The sequence below is a fragment of the Streptomyces sp. NBC_00358 genome (assembly GCF_036099295.1).
Classification (GTDB): Bacteria; Actinomycetota; Actinomycetes; order Streptomycetales; family Streptomycetaceae; genus Streptomyces.
Map to the genome: position 1 here is coordinate 7,179,591 of NZ_CP107976.1, position 17,171 is coordinate 7,196,761.

The following is a 17,171-nucleotide window of genomic DNA, read 5'->3' on the forward strand; positions in this document are numbered from 1 at the left end:
ACGGCTGGGGGTGCGGGCGGATCATCGTCGATGCGAGGGTAGGCTAACCTAACCTCGTGTTGGTCGACAGTCCTCCTGAACAGCGCGCGGAAACCGCCCCCGCGCCCCCAACCCGCCGGGCGATACGGACTCTTGGGCTCCTCGTCTCCGTGGGTGTCCTGCTGCTGGTCGCCCTGGCGAGTGTGGCGATCGGGGCGAAGGCACTGCCGCTGGACCAGGTGTGGCACGGCCTGTTCCACGACTCGGGGACCTACTCCGATGTCGTGGTCGGCGACCGGATCTCCCGAACCGTGCTCGGGCTGCTGGTCGGCGCCGCGCTCGGGCTGTCCGGCGCCGTCCTCCAGGCGCTCACCCGCAATCCGCTGGCCGACCCCGGTCTGCTCGGCATCAACGCGGGCGCGTCCGCCGCGGTCGTCACCGCGATCACCTACTTCGGCGTCACCTCGCTGAGCGGCTATGTCTGGTTCGCCTTCGTCGGGGCGGCCGCGGTCGGGGCCCTGGTCTGGTTCCTGGGCGGCAGCCGGGGCGCGACGCCGGTACGGCTCGCGCTGGCCGGAACCGCCATCAGCGCCGCGCTCTACGGCTATCTGCAGGCCGTGATGATCATGGATGACGCGGCGCTGGGCAAGATGCGCTTCTGGACGGTCGGTTCGCTCGCCTCCGCGACCGACTCGACGATCAAGCAGGTGGCCCCCTTCCTGGCCGTCGGCACGCTGCTCGCGCTGGCCCTCGCCAGGCCGCTGAACGCGGTGGCCATGGGCGACGACACCGCCCGGGCGCTCGGCGCCAACCTGAACCGCACCCGCGCGCTCTCCATGGCCGCCGCCACCGTGCTGTGCGGCGCCGCTACCGCCGCCTGCGGACCGATCGTGTTCGTCGGGCTGATGGTCCCGCACGTCGTCCGCTCCTTCACCGGCCCCGATCTGCGCTGGATCCTGCCGTACGCCACGGTTCTGTCGCCCGTGCTGCTGCTCGGCGCCGATGTCCTCGGGCGGATGGTCGCCCGGCCGGCGGAGCTCCAGGTCGGCATCGTCACCGCGGTGCTCGGCGGTCCGGTCTTCATCTTTCTCGTACGGCGACGGAGGACGGCGCAGCTGTGACGACCCGACGTATCCGACCGGCCGGGGCCCAACGCCTCCCGGCATCTCCCGCCCGCCGTGTCCGGGCCGTCCGCACGGGCGGCGGCGGGCTGTCCGTCCGCCTGGACATCCGCACCTTCGCCGTGGTCGTGCTGCTGCTGGTGGCCGCGGCCACCGCGAGCGTGGTGCTCATCGGCACCGGCGACTTCCCGATCCCGCCCGGTGACGTGCTCAGGACCCTGGCGGGCGACGGCAGCGCGAGCCAGGAGTTCATCGTCCACGACCTGCGGCTGCCGCGTGTCCTCGTCGGGCTGCTGGTGGGGGCCTCGCTCGGGCTGGGTGGAGCGCTCTTCCAGTCCATCTCGCGCAATCCGCTGGGCAGCCCGGACGTGCTCGGCCTCGGGCAGGGTTCCACGGCCGGCGCGCTCATCATGATCGTGCTGTACTCGGGCAGCGCCACCGAGGTCGCACTCGGGGCTCTCGTCGGCGGCCTCGTGACCGGGCTCGCCATCTATCTGCTCGCGTGGAAGCGGGGGGTGCACGGCTATCGGCTGGTCCTGGTCGGTATCGGTGTCTCCGCGATCGTCACGGCGGTCAACGGCTATCTCCTCACGAAGGCCGACATCGTCGACGCGGCCCGCGCCGTCGTCTGGATGACCGGCTCCCTCAACGGCCGTGACTGGGCGCAGGTCTGGCCGCTGCTCATCATGTGCCTGGTCCTCGTCCCTCTCGTGCTCGGCAACGCGCGCGGGCTGCGGATGATGGAGATGGGCGACGACGTGTCGTACGCCCTCGGAGTGAGCGTCGAGCGGACGCGACTGCTGCTGATGGTGGCCGCGGTCCTGCTCACCGCGGGCGCCACGGCCGCCGCGGGACCGGTCGGTTTCGTGGCGCTCACCGCGCCGCAACTGGCCCGGCGGCTCACCCGGTCGCCCGGACCCAATCTGGTGCCGTCCATGTGCATGGGCGCGACCCTGCTCATCGTCGCGGACTGGGCCTCGCAGCGGGCGTTCGGCGCCGACCAGTTGCCCGTCGGCGTCGTGACGGGAGTCCTCGGCGGCGTCTATCTGCTGTGGCTGCTGGTCACCGAGCGCAAGGCGGGCCGGATATGAGCGGCCCGGCCCGGCCGAGTGTGAACGTCGAGGCGAACCCGACCGCGAGCGGCCCGGCGAACCCGACCGCGAGCGGACCGAAGAGCGCGGCGCGGGTGAACGACCGGGCGCACGAGAACATCCCAAGGAGCACTGTGAACCGCCTGTCCGCCGACAACGTCACCCTCGGCTACGACCAGCGCGTCATCGCGGAGAAGCTGTCGGTGGAGATCCCCGACAACTCGTTCACGGTGATCGTCGGCCCGAACGCCTGCGGCAAGTCCACACTGCTGCGCGCCCTCTCGCGCATGCTGAAGCCCTCGGTGGGGCGTGTGCTGCTGGACGGACAGGTCATCCAGTCGATGCCCGCCAAGAAGGTGGCCCGCACCCTCGGACTGCTGCCGCAGTCGTCGATCGCGCCGGACGGGATCACGGTCGGCGACCTGGTCGGCCGGGGCCGCTACCCGCACCAGGGTCTGCTGCGCCAGTGGTCGGCGCAGGACGAGCGGGTGGTCCGGGAGTCGATGGCCTCGACCGGCGTCGCCGAGCTCGCCGATCGCTTTGTCGACGAATTGTCCGGCGGTCAGCGCCAGCGGGTGTGGATCGCGATGGCGCTCGCCCAGCAGACCCCGCTGCTCCTCCTCGACGAGCCGACCACCTACCTCGACATCCAGCACCAGATCGACGTCCTCGACCTGTGCGCCGAGCTCCACGAGACGCGGGGCCGCACGCTGGTCGCCGTCCTGCACGACCTCAACCACGCGGCTCGGTACGCCACCCACCTGATCGCCCTGCGCGGCGGCGAGGTCGTCGCCGAGGGCGCGCCGAACGACATCGTGACGGCCGACCTGGTCGAGGAGGTCTTCGGGCTGCGCTGCCAGGTCATCGACGACCCGGAGACCGGGACACCGCTCGTGGTGCCCGCGGCGCGCAGGGCACGGGCGAGGGCCGCCACGGCCGCCGAGGAAGCGTCCTGAGCCGGGGCTACAGAAGCGTGCCGAGCCGGAGCTACAGAAGCGTCCTGAGCCGGAACAGGTCGCGCAGGCCCGCCTCCAGCTTCACCCGGCCCGATCCCCAGGCCTTCGCGAAGTTCAGCTCGCCGTTCACCATGGACACCAGGTCGTCGCCGCTCATGGTCAGACGGATCTGGGCCCTCTCCGGGGGCGGCCCCTGCAGCGTGTCGAGCACCTCGATCCGGCCACCCCTGAGCCGGCCGACGAAGGTGATGTCCAGGTCGGTGATACGGCAGCTCAGCGAGCGGTCCAGGGCCGCCGCGGTGCGGACGTCGCCTTCGGCGCTCGCCATGTTGTCCGAAAGTTTGTCGAGTGCGGTGCGGCACTCCTCAGTCGTCGCCATCGTGATCGACGGTACCGCAGCCCTTCGCGGTAGCGTCGGGGCATGAACGACTCAGTGCCCGAGGGCGCGCTCCCCGAGGCCGTGACCGCGGCGGAGCCCGGCCCGCCCGCCGGAGCGGCGCCGCAACCCGCGTACGACCCCGCCGCGCCGGCCCCGCTGAACGTCCCGCGCGTCCCCTCGGGCGACGCCGGCGTCGACCAGCGGCTCGACCGGCTGGCCGACGCCGACGACCTCGCCACGGACGGACATGTCGAGGTGTACGAGGATGTGCACCGGGGGCTGCGCGACGCGCTCACCGCGCTCGACGTCCGTCCGGGAGTTCCGGCTCCCGCCGGTCAACCGACCGCCGGCCCTCGATGAGACCCTTCGGGGCACACCCGTCCATGCCGTACGACCGCAGGAGCTGAACCGAACGTGGCAGGAGTGGCACGCCGCCGCCTCGACGCCGAGCTGGTCCGCAGGAAGCTCGCCCGTTCACGCGAGCACGCCGGACAGCTGATCGCCGCGGGCCGGGTCAGCGTGGGCAAGACCCTCGCGACCAAGCCCGCCACCCAGGTCGAGACCGCCGCGGCGATCGTGGTCAGCAAGGACGACGACGACCCCGACTACGTCTCGCGCGGCGGACACAAGCTCGCCGGCGCGCTCGCCGTCTTCGTGCCCGAGGGCCTGAAGGTCGAGGGGCGGCGGGCGCTGGACGCCGGCGCGTCCACCGGGGGCTTCACCGACGTCCTGCTGCGCGCGGGCGCCGCCCACGTCGTCGCCGTGGACGTCGGATACGGACAACTCGCCTGGTCTCTCCAGAGCGATGAACGCGTCACCGTCAAGGACCGTACGAACGTACGCGAGTTGACGTTGGAGGCGATCGATGGGGAGCCCGTGGACCTTGTTGTCGGGGATCTGTCCTTCATCCCGCTCGGACTGGTGCTGCCCGCCCTCGCGCGGTGCACGGCGCCGGATGCCGACCTGGTGATGATGGTCAAGCCGCAGTTCGAGGTGGGGAAGGACCGGCTGGGCAGCGGCGGTGTCGTGCGCAGCCCGGAGCTGCGCGCCGAGACCGTGCGCGGTGTGGCGGGGCGGGCCCACGAACTGGGGCTCGGAGTGAAGGGCGTCACCGCAAGTCCGTTGCCCGGACCCTCGGGCAATGTCGAGTACTTTCTGTGGCTGCGTGCCGGGGCACCCGAACTCGACCCGGCCGACGTTGACCGTGCAGTGGCGGAGGGGCCGCGTTGACACAGACCCGAGCTCGTACAGTTTTCCTGCTGGCCCACACCGGGCGGCCGGCAGCCATCCGCAGCGCCGAACTGGTCGTCCAGGGGCTGCTGCGCTCCGGGATCGGCGTACGGGTGCTGGCGGCCGAGGCTGCCGATCTGCCGCTGCCGGACGAGGTGGAACTGGTCCAGGAGGCCACTCCGCAGTGCCTCGACGGCTGCGAGCTGCTCATCGTCCTCGGCGGTGACGGAACGCTCCTGCGCGGCGCCGAGTTCGCCCGTGCCTCCGGGGTGCCGATGCTCGGCGTCAACCTCGGACGGGTCGGCTTCCTCGCCGAGGCCGAGCGCGACGACCTGGACAAGGTGGTCGACCGGGTCGTCACCAGGGCCTACGAGGTCGAGGAGCGCATGACGGTCGATGTCGTCGTGCACCGCAACGGCGACATCGTGCACACCGACTGGGCGCTGAACGAGGCGGCCGTGCAGAAGGTGTCCGCCGAGAAGCTCCTCGAAGTGGTGCTGGAGATCGACGGGCGGCCCGTCACCGGGTTCGGCTGCGACGGGATCGTCTGCGCGACCCCGACCGGTTCGACGGCCTACGCCTTCTCGGCGGGCGGGCCCGTGGTCTGGCCCGAGGTCGAGGCCCTGCTGATGGTGCCGATCAGCGCGCACGCCCTGTTCGCCAAGCCGCTGGTCACGTCACCGGACTCGGTGCTCGCGGTGGAGGTGCTGCCGCACGTCCCGCCGGGCGTGCTGTGGTGCGACGGGCGGCGGACCGTGGAGCTGCCGCCCGGCGCGCGCGTCGAGGTGCGGCGCGGCGCCGTGCCCGTGCGGCTTGCCCGGCTGCACCACGCGTCCTTCACCGACCGGCTCGTCGCCAAGTTCGCGCTGCCGGTCTCCGGGTGGCGCGGAGCACCGCACTAGAAACGCGCCCGGCACCCGGTTCTGCCCGGGTGCCGGGGCACTTCCACGCGGGTCCTCGGCGAACGAGACCACCCCCGGAAGGTAACGCTCGGTTCTCTTTGCGGGGGGCGGCGTCGCACGGGGCTGGGAAAACCTCGTATGGTCGGGGACGTGTTGGAGGAGATGCGGATACGGTCGCTCGGAGTCATCGACGACGCGGTCGTCGAGCTGTCACCAGGCTTCACCGCCGTGACCGGTGAGACCGGCGCGGGCAAGACGATGGTGGTCACCAGCCTCGGGCTGCTGCTGGGCGGGCGCGCGGACCCGGCCCTCGTGAGGATCGGCGCCAAGAGCGCGGTCGTGGAGGGGCGGATCAGCGTACCCGCGGGCGGGACGGCCGTCGTACGGGCCGAGGAGGCGGGCGCCGAGCTCGAAGACGGTGTTCTGCTCATCAGCCGTACCGTTTCCGCCGAGGGGCGCTCACGCGCGCACCTGGGCGGGCGCTCGGTGCCGGTGGGCGTGCTCGCCGAACTCGCCGACGAACTCGTGGCGGTGCACGGCCAGACCGACCAGCAGGGGCTGCTCAAGCTGTCCCGGCAACGGCAGGCCCTCGACCGGTACGCGGGTGACGCGGTCGCCGTGCCGCTCGCCAAGTACACGGGCGCCTACCGCCGGCTGCGGGCCATCTCGGCCGAGCTGGACGAGATCACCACGCGCGCCCGGGAACGGGTCCAGGAAGCCGACCTGCTGCGCTTCGGACTCGACGAGGTCGCGGCCGTGGAGCCGCGCGCGGGCGAGGACGTCGAGCTGGCGGCGGAGGCGGAGCGGCTCGGTCACGCGGAGGCGCTCGCATCGGCCGCCACGGCCGCGCACGCGGCGCTGGCCGGCAATCCCGAGGACCCGGAGGGCATCGACGCGGCCACACTGGTCGCGGGCGCCCACCGTGCCCTGGAGGCCGTACGGTCGCACGACTCGGCCCTCGCCACGCTGTCCGGGCGGATCGGCGAGATCGCCATCCTGCTCGGCGATGTGGCGGGCGAACTCGCGGGCTACGCCGACGACCTCGACGCCGACCCGCTGCGGCTGTCCGCGGTCGAGGAGCGCCGGGCCGCCCTCACCCAGCTGACCCGGAAGTACGGCGAGGACATCGACGCCGTGCTCGCCTGGGCCGAGCGGAGCGTCGAGCGGCTCACCGAACTGGAGGGCGACGACGACCGGCTCGACGAGCTGACCGCCGAACGGGACGCGCTGCGCGGCGAACTGGGCGGACTCGCCCAGGCGCTGACGGACGCCCGTACCGAGGCGGCCGAGCGGTTCGCCGCGGCCGTGACCGCCGAACTGGCCTCGCTCGCCATGCCGCACGCTCGCGTGTCCTTCGAGCTCCGGCAGACCGACGACCCGGAGGGGGTGGAGGTCGGCGGACGCACGGTGGCCTACGGCCCGGCCGGTGTCGACGAGGTGGAACTGCTGCTCGCCCCGCATCCCGGGGCGCCGCCGAGGCCCATCGCCAAGGGGGCGTCGGGCGGTGAGCTCTCACGCGTGATGCTCGCTGTGGAGGTCGTGTTCGCGGGAACGGACCCCGTACCGACGTATCTCTTCGACGAGGTCGACGCCGGGGTCGGCGGCAAGGCCGCGGTCGAGATCGGGCGGCGGCTGGCGCGGCTCGCCAGGACCGCGCAGGTCGTCGTCGTGACGCATCTGCCGCAGGTGGCCGCCTTCGCCGACCGGCAGTTGCTGGTCGAGAAGACGAACGACGGGTCGGTGACCCGGTCCGGCGTGAAGGTGCTGGAGGGCGAGGACCGGATCCGCGAGCTGTCCCGGATGCTCGCCGGTCAGGAGGACTCCGAGACGGCTCGGGCCCACGCGGAGGAACTGCTCGCAACGGCCCGCTCCGACGGCTAGGACCGGTCGTCCGGTCGATCATGGCCGGAGACACGGCGCCCGGCACCGCGTCTCGCCGCGCTGTCGGGCACGCCCGCGTACGCCCGGATCGGGGGCGGCTCTCCACCGTGCGACACACGGCACCGGAGGGCCGTCGCCCGCTGCGACGCGAAGGGTCGGTCAGGCCGGACAGGCCTGACCGGGCGGCCCGCCCCGCGTGGCCGGGCCGCCCGCCGAGCGGATTCCGCCCTGGCCGCTCGTCCGCCCTGCGCGGCCGCTCATGTCGCCCCGTGGCCCCGGCGTCCGGACCGTCGCGCGAGCCCGTCTAGGGTGATCGCATGATCATGCGTATGGGCCGGAGTGCCGGATTCGGTACCGCCGCCGCGGTCACCCGCGCGTGCTTCGTCGCCCTGCGGTCCCGCCCGCCGGGCGGCGCCGCCCGCTGGACCCGCGCCAACTACGCCGGGCGGACCGTCGGGCTGTACGCGGGCCCCGCGACCGCCGTGGGCTCGGCGTTCGGGGCCGCGCGCGTCCACCCCGCCGCCGGGCTGGCCGTCGCCGTCGCCGGTGTCTGCGGGGCGTACGACGATGTCGCCGGAGCGGAGGACCCCCGGCGGGGGTTCCGGGCGCATCTGGGGGCGTTGCGCGGCGGTGAAGTGACCAGCGGGGCGGTCAAGTTGTTCGGGATCGCGGCGGCGGGGCTGGCGGCAGGCGCGGTTCTCAAGGAGCGGCCCGTCGACAGACTGCTCGCGGGGGTCGTGATCGCCGGTACCGCGCATCTCGTCAACCTTGTCGACGTGCGGCCGGGGCGGGCCGCCGGTGCCGTCCTCGCGCTGGGCGTGCCCGGAGTGCTGCGCGGCGGGCCCGCGGGCCGACTGTCCGCCGTGGCGATGGGCGCCGTGGCCGCCGTACTCGCCGACGACCTCGGCGAGCGCGCCATGATCGGTGACACGGGCGCCCACGCCCTGGGCGCGACGCTGGGTACCGCCGTCGCCCTGGGCAACGGGCGGGCGGGTCTCGCCGCCCACGCGGCGGCGCTGGTGGCCGCGACGGTCCTCGGGGACAAGGTCAGTCGGGCGGCGAGGACGTTGGGGCGAACCGGGGAGTGAACGGCCCGCGACGCGCCGCCCGCCGTGCGACGCGCCTCGTGGTGCGAGGGCGCACTCCCGCCGTGGGAGATGCCTCGTGGTGCGGAGGCGGATCTTCGCCGCGGGCGTGCCCTGTGGTGCGAGGGCGCGTTTTCGATGACCTGGATGGTTTGCGAGGCGGGAGGGGGCTTCTGGGCGTCGGAGGGCCCGCGATGCCTGGGTGGTTGCGGGTGCCGGGAGTCTGCCGGTGTGGTTCCGCCGTCACCGGATGGGCTACACGTCACTCGTGAGGGTGATCGTCGTCGCAGGGTTGCCCCGTCTGACGTGCCCTCGTCGTGATGGCGGTGCCGGAACGTCCGAGCGGCCTGGCATCCTTGGCGTCAGTACGCGGTGCACGACGTGCGGTGAACCCCCCTCCGCCCGACCCTCTGTACGTTTCCTCGTGACCGTCCGACGCCGAATCAGGAGCCCGGCCACGTGAGCCACGTGAGCAGCCACTCACCGCACGGCCAGTCGCCGCTGCGCACCGTACAGGTGCTCGGCGGCGGAAGCGCGGGCAGCAGCGCGCATGTGCGGTCGCTGGCCTCGGGCCTGGTCGCCCGGGGGGTGCGGGTCACCGTGTGCGCTCCGGCCGAGGCCGACCGCGTGTACGGGTTCACCGGAGTGGGCGCGCACCACGTTCCGGTGCCCCGCAGCAGTGATCCCGCCTCCGTGTCCGCGCTGCGGGCCGCCTGCGCGGACGCCGATCTCGTACACGCGCACGGGCTGCACGCGGCGCTGCGGGCGGCGCTGGCGCTGAGCGGGCGGCGCGTTCCCCTCGTCGTCACCTGGCACACCCGCTCTGAGGCCGACGGTGCGCGGGCCCACGTACTGCGGCTCCTTGAGCGGCGGGTGGCCAGAGCCGCCGCCGTGGTGCTCGGGACCTCGTCCGACCTGGTGGACCGGGCGCGCCGCCGGGGAGCGCGTGACGCGCGACTCGCCGCCGTCGCGCTGCCCGCGCCGCGCCCGCCCGTCGAGCCCGCGGAACCCGACCGGTCCCGGCACAAGGCGCGGGCCGAACTCGGCTCCACCGACCGGCCGTTGCTGATGGCGGTGGGTTCGCTCGACCGGCACCGCGGCTATCACACCCTGCTGGACGCGTCGACGGCGTGGTGCCGGCTCGATCCCGTGCCGCTGCTGGTGATCGCGGGGGAGGGGCCGCTGCGCGCCGCTCTCCAGCGCCGGATCGAGGACGAGGAACTGCCGGTCCGGCTCGTCGGGCGCCGCGACGACATCACGGAACTGATCGCGGCCGCGGACCTCGCGCTGCTGCCGAGCAGGTGGGAGTCCCGCTCGGTGCTGGCGCAGGAGGCCCTGCACGCGCGTGTGCCGCTCGTCGCCACAGCGGTCGGGGGCATCCCCGAAATGGTCGGCGACGCGGCCGAGTTCGTCCCCTACGGGAACGCGAAGGCGCTCGCCGACGCCGTCGTACGACTGCTCGCCGATCCGGAGCGTCGCCAGGTTCTGCGGGAGAAGGGTGCCCGGCAGGCCGCCACTTGGCCGACCGAGGACGAGACCGTCGCCCAAGTGCTCAGCGTCTACGACGAGTTCACCCAGCCCCGACCGCTGGGCCGAAACACGCCCTAGGGAACATGCCGGCGCGCCCGCAGTGCCAGGCTCAACGCCAGTACCGTCTGCGGGTCGTCCAGGTCAGTGCCCAGCAACTCGCCTATCCTGGCGAGCCGGTTGTAGAGGGTCTGCCGGTTGAGGTGCAGCTCGCGGGCGGTCTCGGCCTTGCGGCCCGCGTGCGCCAGGTACGTCTGCAGGGTGGGGAGCAGGGGCGGCTTGGAGCGCAGGTCGTGGTCGCGGAGGGGACCGATCGCGCGCTCCACGAAGGCGGCCAGGTCGGGGTGCTCGCGCAGCCGCCACAGCAACAGGTCGATGTCCAGACGGCGGGCGTCGTACCAGGGGCGGTCCGTCAGGCCCTGTGCCGCCGTGGCCGTCTCCGCCGCGTGCCGCAGCCCCGCCGACGCGGCCGCCCAGCCGCCCGCGACGCCGACCACCACTACCGGCGGCTGCGCCCCGGGCCGCTGCATGCCGGCGCGCTCCACCCCGGCGCGCAGCGCCGCCGCGACACGGTCCGCGACGGCCGCCCGCTCCGACTCCGAGCGCAGGCCGAGCAGCAGCGGGACCCGCCCCTCGACCGGGCGGACGCCCAGCAGGACCGGGACACCCACCGACGCCAGCTCCTCGGCGACCGCGCGGGCCAGGACCGCCCAGCCGCCACCGGGGGCCAGACCGTCGGCGAGTCGCATCACGACCGGCAGGAGCGGGCCGGTGCCGGGCTTGAAACCGAGCACCCGGGCCTGCGCGGGCGCGTCCTCGGCCTCGATACGGCCCTCGGCCAGGTCGGTCAGGAAGTCGCCGCGCCCCCGCGCCGCCAGTTCCTCCTCCTGGCGGGCCTGCATCAGCACGACGGCCAGGATGCCCGCGGCCCGCTCGGCGGCGATCCGGTGCACCGGGGCGACCGGCGCGCCGACCGGCAGCAGCACCAGGCGGGCGCGTACGGAGCCGGTGCCGGGGCCACCGCCGGGCACGTCGACCAGGGTGGTTCCCGCGGGCGGGTCCTCCTTGTGCTGGCCGCGCAGCCCCTCCCAGACCTGGAGCGGGTCGGCGCCCGCGGACCCTGCTCCGGCGGCGTACAGGAGCTGTCCGTCGGCCGACTCCAGGAAGACCGGGTTGCCGCTGAAGTCGGCGAGGATACGCAGGACTTGAGGCACTCCGCCGCCGCCGAGCAGGGCCTCGGTGCAGCGCCGGTGGACCTCCTCGGCCTGCTGGAGCAGTGCGTAGTGGCCGTTGACGATCTCGGTGTGGACCTCTTCCGTGACCGTCACGAAGGGCACCTCGCGGTGGAGCTGGACCAGCGGCAGGCCGGTGGACCGCGCCGTCTCCACGAGCGCGGCCGGCAGCCGGGTGAAGCGCGGGCCGAGCTCCACGACGAGCGCCGCGATCCCGCGCTCGGCCAGGGTGCGGACGAACGCGCGCTGGTCGGCCGGACGCGTGCCGAGACCGTATCCCGTGGTCAGCAGCAGTTCGCCGCCCTTGAGCAGCGAGGCGATGTTCGGGACCTCGCCGGCGTGCACCCAGCGCACGGTCCGCTGCAGCCGGTCGGCCCCCGCGATGATCTCCGGCAGCCCGCTGCGCAGTCCGGGCAGCTCAAGGGCGCGCTGCACGGTGATTCCGGCGCCTTGGGTGTCGTAACGGCTGTCCATGCAGCGGACGCTACCCGCGGACGGGTTCCCGGGGCATCTCCGGCCCCCGACCGGCGACGAACGACCGGCGATGGGCGACGGTCGGGGGCCGGAGCGCCGGGGGCGGCGCGGTCAGGCGGCCGCGCGTACCGGGGTGATGTTGTGGTTGAAGCGGAAGACGTTGTCCGGGTCGGACTCGGCCTTCACGGCGGCCAGCCGCCGGAGGCGGGTACGGCGGACGGGGTGCGCCGGGGACGGTCCGTCCGTCCGGCGCACCCGCTCCGGGCGGGCTCAGCCGCCGTACGCCCCGCTCGCCGTCAGCCGCAGGGCCGTGTCGATCAGCGGAACGTGGCTGAAGGCCTGAGGGAAGTTCCCGACCTGGCGCTGCAGACGCGGGTCCCACTCCTCGGCCAGCAGGCCGAGGTCGTTGCGCAGGGCCAGCAGCCGCTCGAAGAGCTTGCGGGCCTCGTCGACCCGGCCGATCATCGCGAGGTCGTCCGCCATCCAGAACGAACAGGCGAGGAAGGCGCCCTCGTCACCCTCCAGACCGTCCACGCCCGCGTCCTCGCCGGAGGTCGGATAGCGCAGGATGAAGCCGTCCGAGGTGGACAGCTCGCGCTGGATCGCCTCGATGGTGCCGATCACACGCTTGTCGTCCGGCGGCAGGAAGCCCATCTGCGGGATCAGCAGCAGCGAGGCGTCGAGTTCCCGCGAGCCGTACGACTGGGTGAACGTGTTCCGTTCCTTGTCGTAGCCCTTCTCGCAGACGTCCCGGTGGATGTCGTCGCGCAGTTCGCGCCACTTCTCCAGCGGACCGTCGGCGTCCCCGGACTCGATGAGCTTGATGGTGCGGTCCACCGCGACCCAGGCCATCACCTTGGAGTGCACGAAGTGCCGCCGCGGGCCCCGGACTTCCCAGATTCCTTCGTCCGGCTGGTCCCAGTGGTCCTCCAGATAGCGGATCAGCTTCAACTGGAGGAGCGAGGCGTAGTCGTTGCGGGAAAGGCCCGTCATATGGGCCAGGTGGAGGGCCTCGGTGACCTCGCCGTAGACGTCGAGCTGGAGCTGGTGCGCGGCGCCGTTGCCGACCCGGACGGGCGCCGAACCCTCGTACCCGGGAAGCCAGTCGAGCTCGGCCTCGCCCAACTCCCGTTCCCCCGCGATGCCGTACATGATCTGGAGGTTCTCCGGGTCGCCCGCGACCGCGCGCAGCAGCCACTCGCGCCAGGCGCGGGCCTCCTCGCGGTAGCCGGTGCGCAGCAGCGAGGAGAGGGTGATGGCCGCGTCGCGCAGCCAGGTGTAGCGGTAGTCCCAGTTGCGTACGCCGCCGATCTCCTCCGGGAGGGAGGTGGTGGGCGCGGCGACGATGCCGCCCGTGGGCGCGTACGTCAGGGCCTTCAGTGTGATCAGGGAGCGGACGACGGCCTCGCGGTAGGGGCCGTGGTACGTGCACTGGTCGACCCAGTCGCGCCAGAACTCCTCGGTCGCCTCCAGGGACTGCTCCGGCTCGGGCAGCGCGGGCGGCTGCTTGTGCGAGGGCTCCCACGAGATCGTGAAGGCGATCCGGTCGCCCGGCGCCACCGTGAAGTCGGCGTACGTGGTCAGATCCTTGCCGTACGTCTCGCAGTCCGTGTCGAACCAGACCGAGTCCGGTCCGGCGACCGCGACCGTGCGCCCCTCGTGCCGGTGCACCCAGGGCACCACACGGCCGTACGAGAAACGCATCCGCAGCGCGGAGCGCATCGGCACCCGGCCGGTGACGCCCTCGACGATCCGGATCAGCTGCGGCGCGCCGTCACGCGGGGGCATGAAATCGGTCACCCGGACCGTGCCGCGGGGTGTGTCCCACTCGGATTCGAGGATCAGCGAGTCGCCGCGGTACCGGCGGCGCGCCGCGGTGGGCGGCTGGGCGTCGGCCGCGTGGGCGGGCCCGAGCCGCCAGAATCCGTGTTCCTCCGTGCCGAGCAGTCCCGCGAAGATGGCATGGGAGTCGAAGCGGGGCAGGCACAGCCAGTCGACTGTGCCGTCCCGGCAGACCAGCGCGGCTGTCTGCATGTCTCCGATGAGTGCGTAGTCCTCGATGCGCCCGGCCACGTGCATCTCCAGTCGAACGGCCACGGCGCCCCTGCGCGGGGCGGTCGCTCTTGCGGTCAAAGGGAACGTAGGTACTGCGGAAATCTAGGCAATGGGGAGTCGGTAACTGCGGAACGTCGATGATGGGGGACGTCCGTCCTGCGTCGCTGCGAAACGTCAGTTGTCGGTTGCGATGGGCGATGCGATTGTCGTCTCGAAACGAACTGACAGGCCCTCTTTGTTCCGGATACGGACGGGATGGTGCCGTGTGCCGGACAGGCTCGGCAGCGAGTGTCCGAGCAGGATACGACGCACGTGGAAGATCCGCGTGCTGCTCCGGGCAACCCGGCTGAGCCGATCGAGTGAGCGGTGTGCGGGGTGTGTGCCCAGGTGTGCGCGGAGCGTGGCCGGAAGCAGCCTCGTCCGGTCGCTGATACCCTGGTAGCCCGTGGACCGGTGGGCAAGAAACCCCCGAACCGCAGCGACGGCACCCCCGGAAATCTCCGGGTCCCACGCCGGCACGCACCCCAGACCGCGACCACGGGAGCCCCCTCTTGGCCATGCCGCCCAGTGCTTTTCGAAACAGCACAGCCACGACGACCAAGCACATCTTCGTCACCGGGGGTGTCGCCTCCTCCCTCGGCAAGGGACTGACGGCCTCCAGCCTGGGCGCGCTGCTCAAGGCGCGGGGTCTGCGGGTCACGATGCAGAAGCTCGACCCGTACCTGAACGTCGACCCGGGCACCATGAACCCGTTCCAGCACGGCGAGGTGTTCGTCACCAACGACGGCGCCGAGACCGACCTGGACATCGGGCACTACGAGCGCTTCCTCGACGTGGACCTGGACGGTTCGGCCAATGTGACCACCGGCCAGGTGTACTCCACCGTCATCGCCAAGGAGCGGCGCGGCGAGTACCTCGGTGACACCGTGCAGGTCATCCCGCACATCACCAACGAGATCAAGCACCGCATCCGCCGGATGGCGACCGACGACGTCGACGTCGTCATCACCGAGGTCGGCGGCACGGTCGGCGACATCGAGTCGCTGCCGTTCCTGGAGACGGTCCGCCAGGTCCGTCACGAGGTCGGCCGCGACAACGTCTTCGTCGTGCACATCTCGCTCCTGCCGTACATCGGCCCGTCGGGCGAGCTGAAGACCAAGCCGACGCAGCACTCGGTCGCGGCGCTGCGCAACATCGGTATCCAGCCGGACGCGATCGTCCTTCGGGCCGACCGCGAGGTCCCCACCGCCATCAAGCGCAAGATCTCGCTGATGTGCGACGTCGACGAGGCCGCCGTGGTGGCGGCGATCGACGCCAAGTCGATCTACGACATCCCGAAGGTCCTGCACACCGAGGGCCTCGACGCCTACGTCGTCCGCAAGCTGGACCTGCCGTTCCGCGACGTGGACTGGGCGACCTGGGACGACCTGCTCGACCGCGTCCACAACCCCGTCCACGAGATCACCATGGCGCTCGTCGGCAAGTACATCGACCTGCCCGACGCCTACCTCTCGGTCACCGAGGCGCTGCGCGCCGGCGGGTTCGCCAACAAGGCCCGCGTCAAGATCAAGTGGGTCACCTCGGACGACTGCAAGACCCCGGCGGGCGCGGCCAAGCAGCTCGGCGACGTCGACGCGATCTGCATCCCCGGCGGCTTCGGCGACCGCGGTGTCTCCGGCAAGGTCGGCGCGATCCAGTACGCCCGCGAGAACAAGATCCCGCTGCTCGGCCTGTGCCTCGGCCTGCAGTGCATCGTGATCGAGGCCGCGCGGAACCTGGCCGACATCCCCGACGCCAACTCCACCGAGTTCGACTCCGGCACCGGCCACCCGGTCATCTCCACGATGGCCGAGCAGCTCGACATCGTGGCGGGCGAGGGAGACATGGGCGGCACCATGCGCCTGGGCATGTATCCGGCCAAGCTCGCCGAGGGCTCGATCGTGCGCGAGGTGTACGACGGCAAGGAGTACGTCGAGGAGCGCCACCGTCACCGCTACGAGGTGAACAACGCCTACCGCGCCGAGCTGGAGAAGAAGGCCGGTCTGCAGTTCTCCGGCACCTCCCCGGACGGCAAGCTCGTCGAGTACGTCGAGTACCCGCGCGATGTCCACCCGTACCTGGTGGCGACGCAGGCGCACCCCGAGCTGCGCTCGCGCCCGACCCGTCCGCACCCGCTCTTCGCGGGCCTGGTCAAGGCCGCGGTGGCGCGCAAGACGGGCAAGTAGGGCCAAGTAAGGCCAAGCGGCATCAGGTTGTACGGTGACCGGGGTGCGGGTCCGCGGGTGTTCCCGCGGGCGCGTGCCCCGGTTCCGTCACCGGACCGGACTCTTTTTGCGTGTGGGAGGACAGGCCATGACGATCAAGGACACCCCCGAGGAGTGGGAGGTCCGGGCGACCGAGACCCCCTTCAAGGGCAACAAGACCTCGGTGCGCACCGATGACGTGGTCATGCCCGACGGATCGGTCGTCCGCCGCGACTACCAGGTCCACCCGGGCTCCGTGGCCGTACTCGCCCTGGACGCGGATGACCGTGTCCTGGTCCTGCGCCAGTACCGCCACCCGGTACGCCAGAAGCTGTGGGAGATCCCGGCGGGCCTGCTCGACATCCCCGGCGAGAACCCGCTGCACGCCGCCCAGCGCGAGCTGTACGAGGAGGCGCACGTCAAGGCGGAGAACTGGCGGGTGCTGACCGACGTCTACACCACGCCCGGCGGCTGCGACGAGGCCATCCGGATCTTCCTGGCCCGCGAGCTGTCCGAGGCGCAGGGCGAGCGGTTCGAGGTCGAGGACGAGGAGGCCGACATGGAGCTCGCCCGCGTCCCGCTCGACGAACTCGTCGGCGGTGTGCTCGCCGGCGACCTGCACAACAACTGCCTGGTCGTGGGTGTCCTCTCGCTCGTCGCCGCGCGCCAGGGCGCCGGACTCGACGCGCTGCGTGAGGCCGGGGCGCCGTGGCCCGCACGCCCCTTCGAGGCCTGATCCCGCCTCCGGAGGGTCCCTCCGGGGCCTGATTCCGTCTCCCGGGGGCGACCGCCGGGGCATCGTCCCGCTGCCGGACGGTCCCTTCGAGGGCCGGTCACACCGCCGGAGCGCCTGTGCCGTCCCGCCGTCCCGCCCCGGACGGGTCGTATACGTCCGTTCGGGGCTGCCGGTCCTACGATCGCTTGATCCGATCGGGGGACGTCTCCGCCACGCTCCGCCCGGATCGTCGCAGAGCGTGAACTAGGCTCTGGAAACGCCCGCACCGGAGTCCCGGCGG

General features: G+C 72.5%; 14 protein-coding genes and 1 pseudogene. 11 read left to right on the forward strand and 4 right to left on the reverse strand.

Annotated elements, in window-relative coordinates; genetic code table 11:
• Nucleotides 1-56 precede the first annotated feature (56 nt).
• From OHT01_RS30665 to OHT01_RS30675, 3 genes are read left to right on the forward strand one after another with little or no spacing between them, the layout of a single operon-like run.
• Entirely contained in the window at nt 57-1,100 is a 1,044-nt protein-coding gene (locus tag OHT01_RS30665; protein ID WP_328556340.1) for a FecCD family ABC transporter permease, read from the forward strand.
• 11 nt (nt 1,101-1,111) lie between these two features.
• Nucleotides 1,112-2,191, forward strand: a complete 1,080-nt coding sequence (locus OHT01_RS30670) for a FecCD family ABC transporter permease (RefSeq protein ID WP_328558330.1) — start codon at nt 1,112-1,114, stop codon at nt 2,189-2,191.
• Nucleotides 2,188-3,147: an ABC transporter ATP-binding protein gene (locus OHT01_RS30675; protein ID WP_405917486.1), complete on the forward strand. Its 960-nt coding sequence runs from the start codon at nt 2,188-2,190 to the stop codon at nt 3,145-3,147. The genes OHT01_RS30670 and OHT01_RS30675 overlap by 4 nt, the downstream gene beginning before the upstream one ends.
• 31 nt (nt 3,148-3,178) lie before the next feature.
• Here OHT01_RS30675 and OHT01_RS30680 read toward each other — a convergent pair whose 3' ends face one another.
• Nucleotides 3,179-3,526, reverse strand: a complete 348-nt coding sequence (locus OHT01_RS30680; protein ID WP_328556341.1) for an SCP2 sterol-binding domain-containing protein — start codon at nt 3,524-3,526, stop codon at nt 3,179-3,181.
• Nucleotides 3,527-3,568: 42 nt separating this feature from the next.
• Here OHT01_RS30680 and OHT01_RS30685 point away from each other — a divergent pair, with 42 nt between their 5' ends.
• From OHT01_RS30685 to OHT01_RS30710, 6 genes are all read left to right on the forward strand, one after another.
• Entirely contained in the window at nt 3,569-3,886 is a 318-nt protein-coding gene (locus tag OHT01_RS30685) for a hypothetical protein (protein WP_328556342.1), read from the forward strand.
• 54 nt (nt 3,887-3,940) lie between these two features.
• Nucleotides 3,941-4,756 carry a TlyA family RNA methyltransferase gene (locus tag OHT01_RS30690; RefSeq protein ID WP_328556343.1) on the forward strand — a complete coding sequence of 272 codons (816 nt, stop codon included), beginning with the start codon at nt 3,941-3,943 and terminating at the stop codon, nt 4,754-4,756.
• On the forward strand, nt 4,753-5,658 hold the full coding sequence (locus OHT01_RS30695) for an NAD kinase (protein WP_328556344.1): 906 nt from the start codon (nt 4,753-4,755) through the stop codon (nt 5,656-5,658). Before OHT01_RS30690 ends, OHT01_RS30695 begins: the two co-directional genes overlap by 4 nt.
• Nucleotides 5,659-5,796: 138 nt before the next feature.
• Nucleotides 5,797-7,539, forward strand: a complete 1,743-nt coding sequence (gene recN / locus OHT01_RS30700; protein ID WP_328556345.1) for a DNA repair protein RecN — start codon at nt 5,797-5,799, stop codon at nt 7,537-7,539.
• A 317-nt stretch (nt 7,540-7,856) separates the two neighbouring features.
• Nucleotides 7,857-8,627 carry a hypothetical protein gene (locus OHT01_RS30705; protein WP_328556346.1) on the forward strand — a complete coding sequence of 257 codons (771 nt, stop codon included), beginning with the start codon at nt 7,857-7,859 and terminating at the stop codon, nt 8,625-8,627.
• Nucleotides 8,628-9,083: 456 nt separating this feature from the next.
• Nucleotides 9,084-10,232 (forward strand): glycosyltransferase family 4 protein, encoded by a 1,149-nt coding sequence (locus OHT01_RS30710; protein WP_328556347.1) that lies wholly within the window; start codon nt 9,084-9,086, stop codon nt 10,230-10,232.
• On the opposite strand, the gene OHT01_RS30715 is transcribed toward OHT01_RS30710, so the two are convergent.
• The 3 genes and pseudogenes from OHT01_RS30715 to OHT01_RS30725 all read right to left on the reverse strand — a co-directional run bounded on the left by OHT01_RS30715 (nt 10,229) and on the right by OHT01_RS30725 (nt 13,930).
• On the reverse strand, nt 10,229-11,857 hold the full coding sequence (locus OHT01_RS30715; protein WP_328556348.1) for a PucR family transcriptional regulator: 1,629 nt from the start codon (nt 11,855-11,857) through the stop codon (nt 10,229-10,231). The genes OHT01_RS30710 and OHT01_RS30715 overlap by 4 nt on opposite strands.
• A 111-nt stretch (nt 11,858-11,968) precedes the next feature.
• Nucleotides 11,969-12,058, reverse strand: a pseudogene (locus OHT01_RS30720) (BBE domain-containing protein); the annotation flags it as partial.
• A gap of 69 nt (nt 12,059-12,127) precedes the next feature.
• Complete coding sequence (locus tag OHT01_RS30725) at nt 12,128-13,930, reverse strand: glycoside hydrolase family 15 protein (RefSeq protein WP_328558332.1); 1,803 nt, start codon at nt 13,928-13,930, stop codon at nt 12,128-12,130.
• 539 nt (nt 13,931-14,469) lie between these two features.
• Here OHT01_RS30725 and OHT01_RS30730 point away from each other — a divergent pair.
• Together OHT01_RS30730 and OHT01_RS30735 are read left to right on the forward strand one after the other, a co-directional pair.
• Nucleotides 14,470-16,137, forward strand: a complete 1,668-nt coding sequence (locus OHT01_RS30730; RefSeq protein WP_328556349.1) for a CTP synthase — start codon at nt 14,470-14,472, stop codon at nt 16,135-16,137.
• A gap of 127 nt (nt 16,138-16,264) precedes the next feature.
• A complete protein-coding gene (locus OHT01_RS30735; protein WP_328556350.1) occupies nt 16,265-16,891 on the forward strand; it encodes an NUDIX hydrolase in 627 nt (208 codons plus the stop codon).
• The last annotated feature ends 280 nt before the right edge of the window (nt 16,892-17,171 follow it).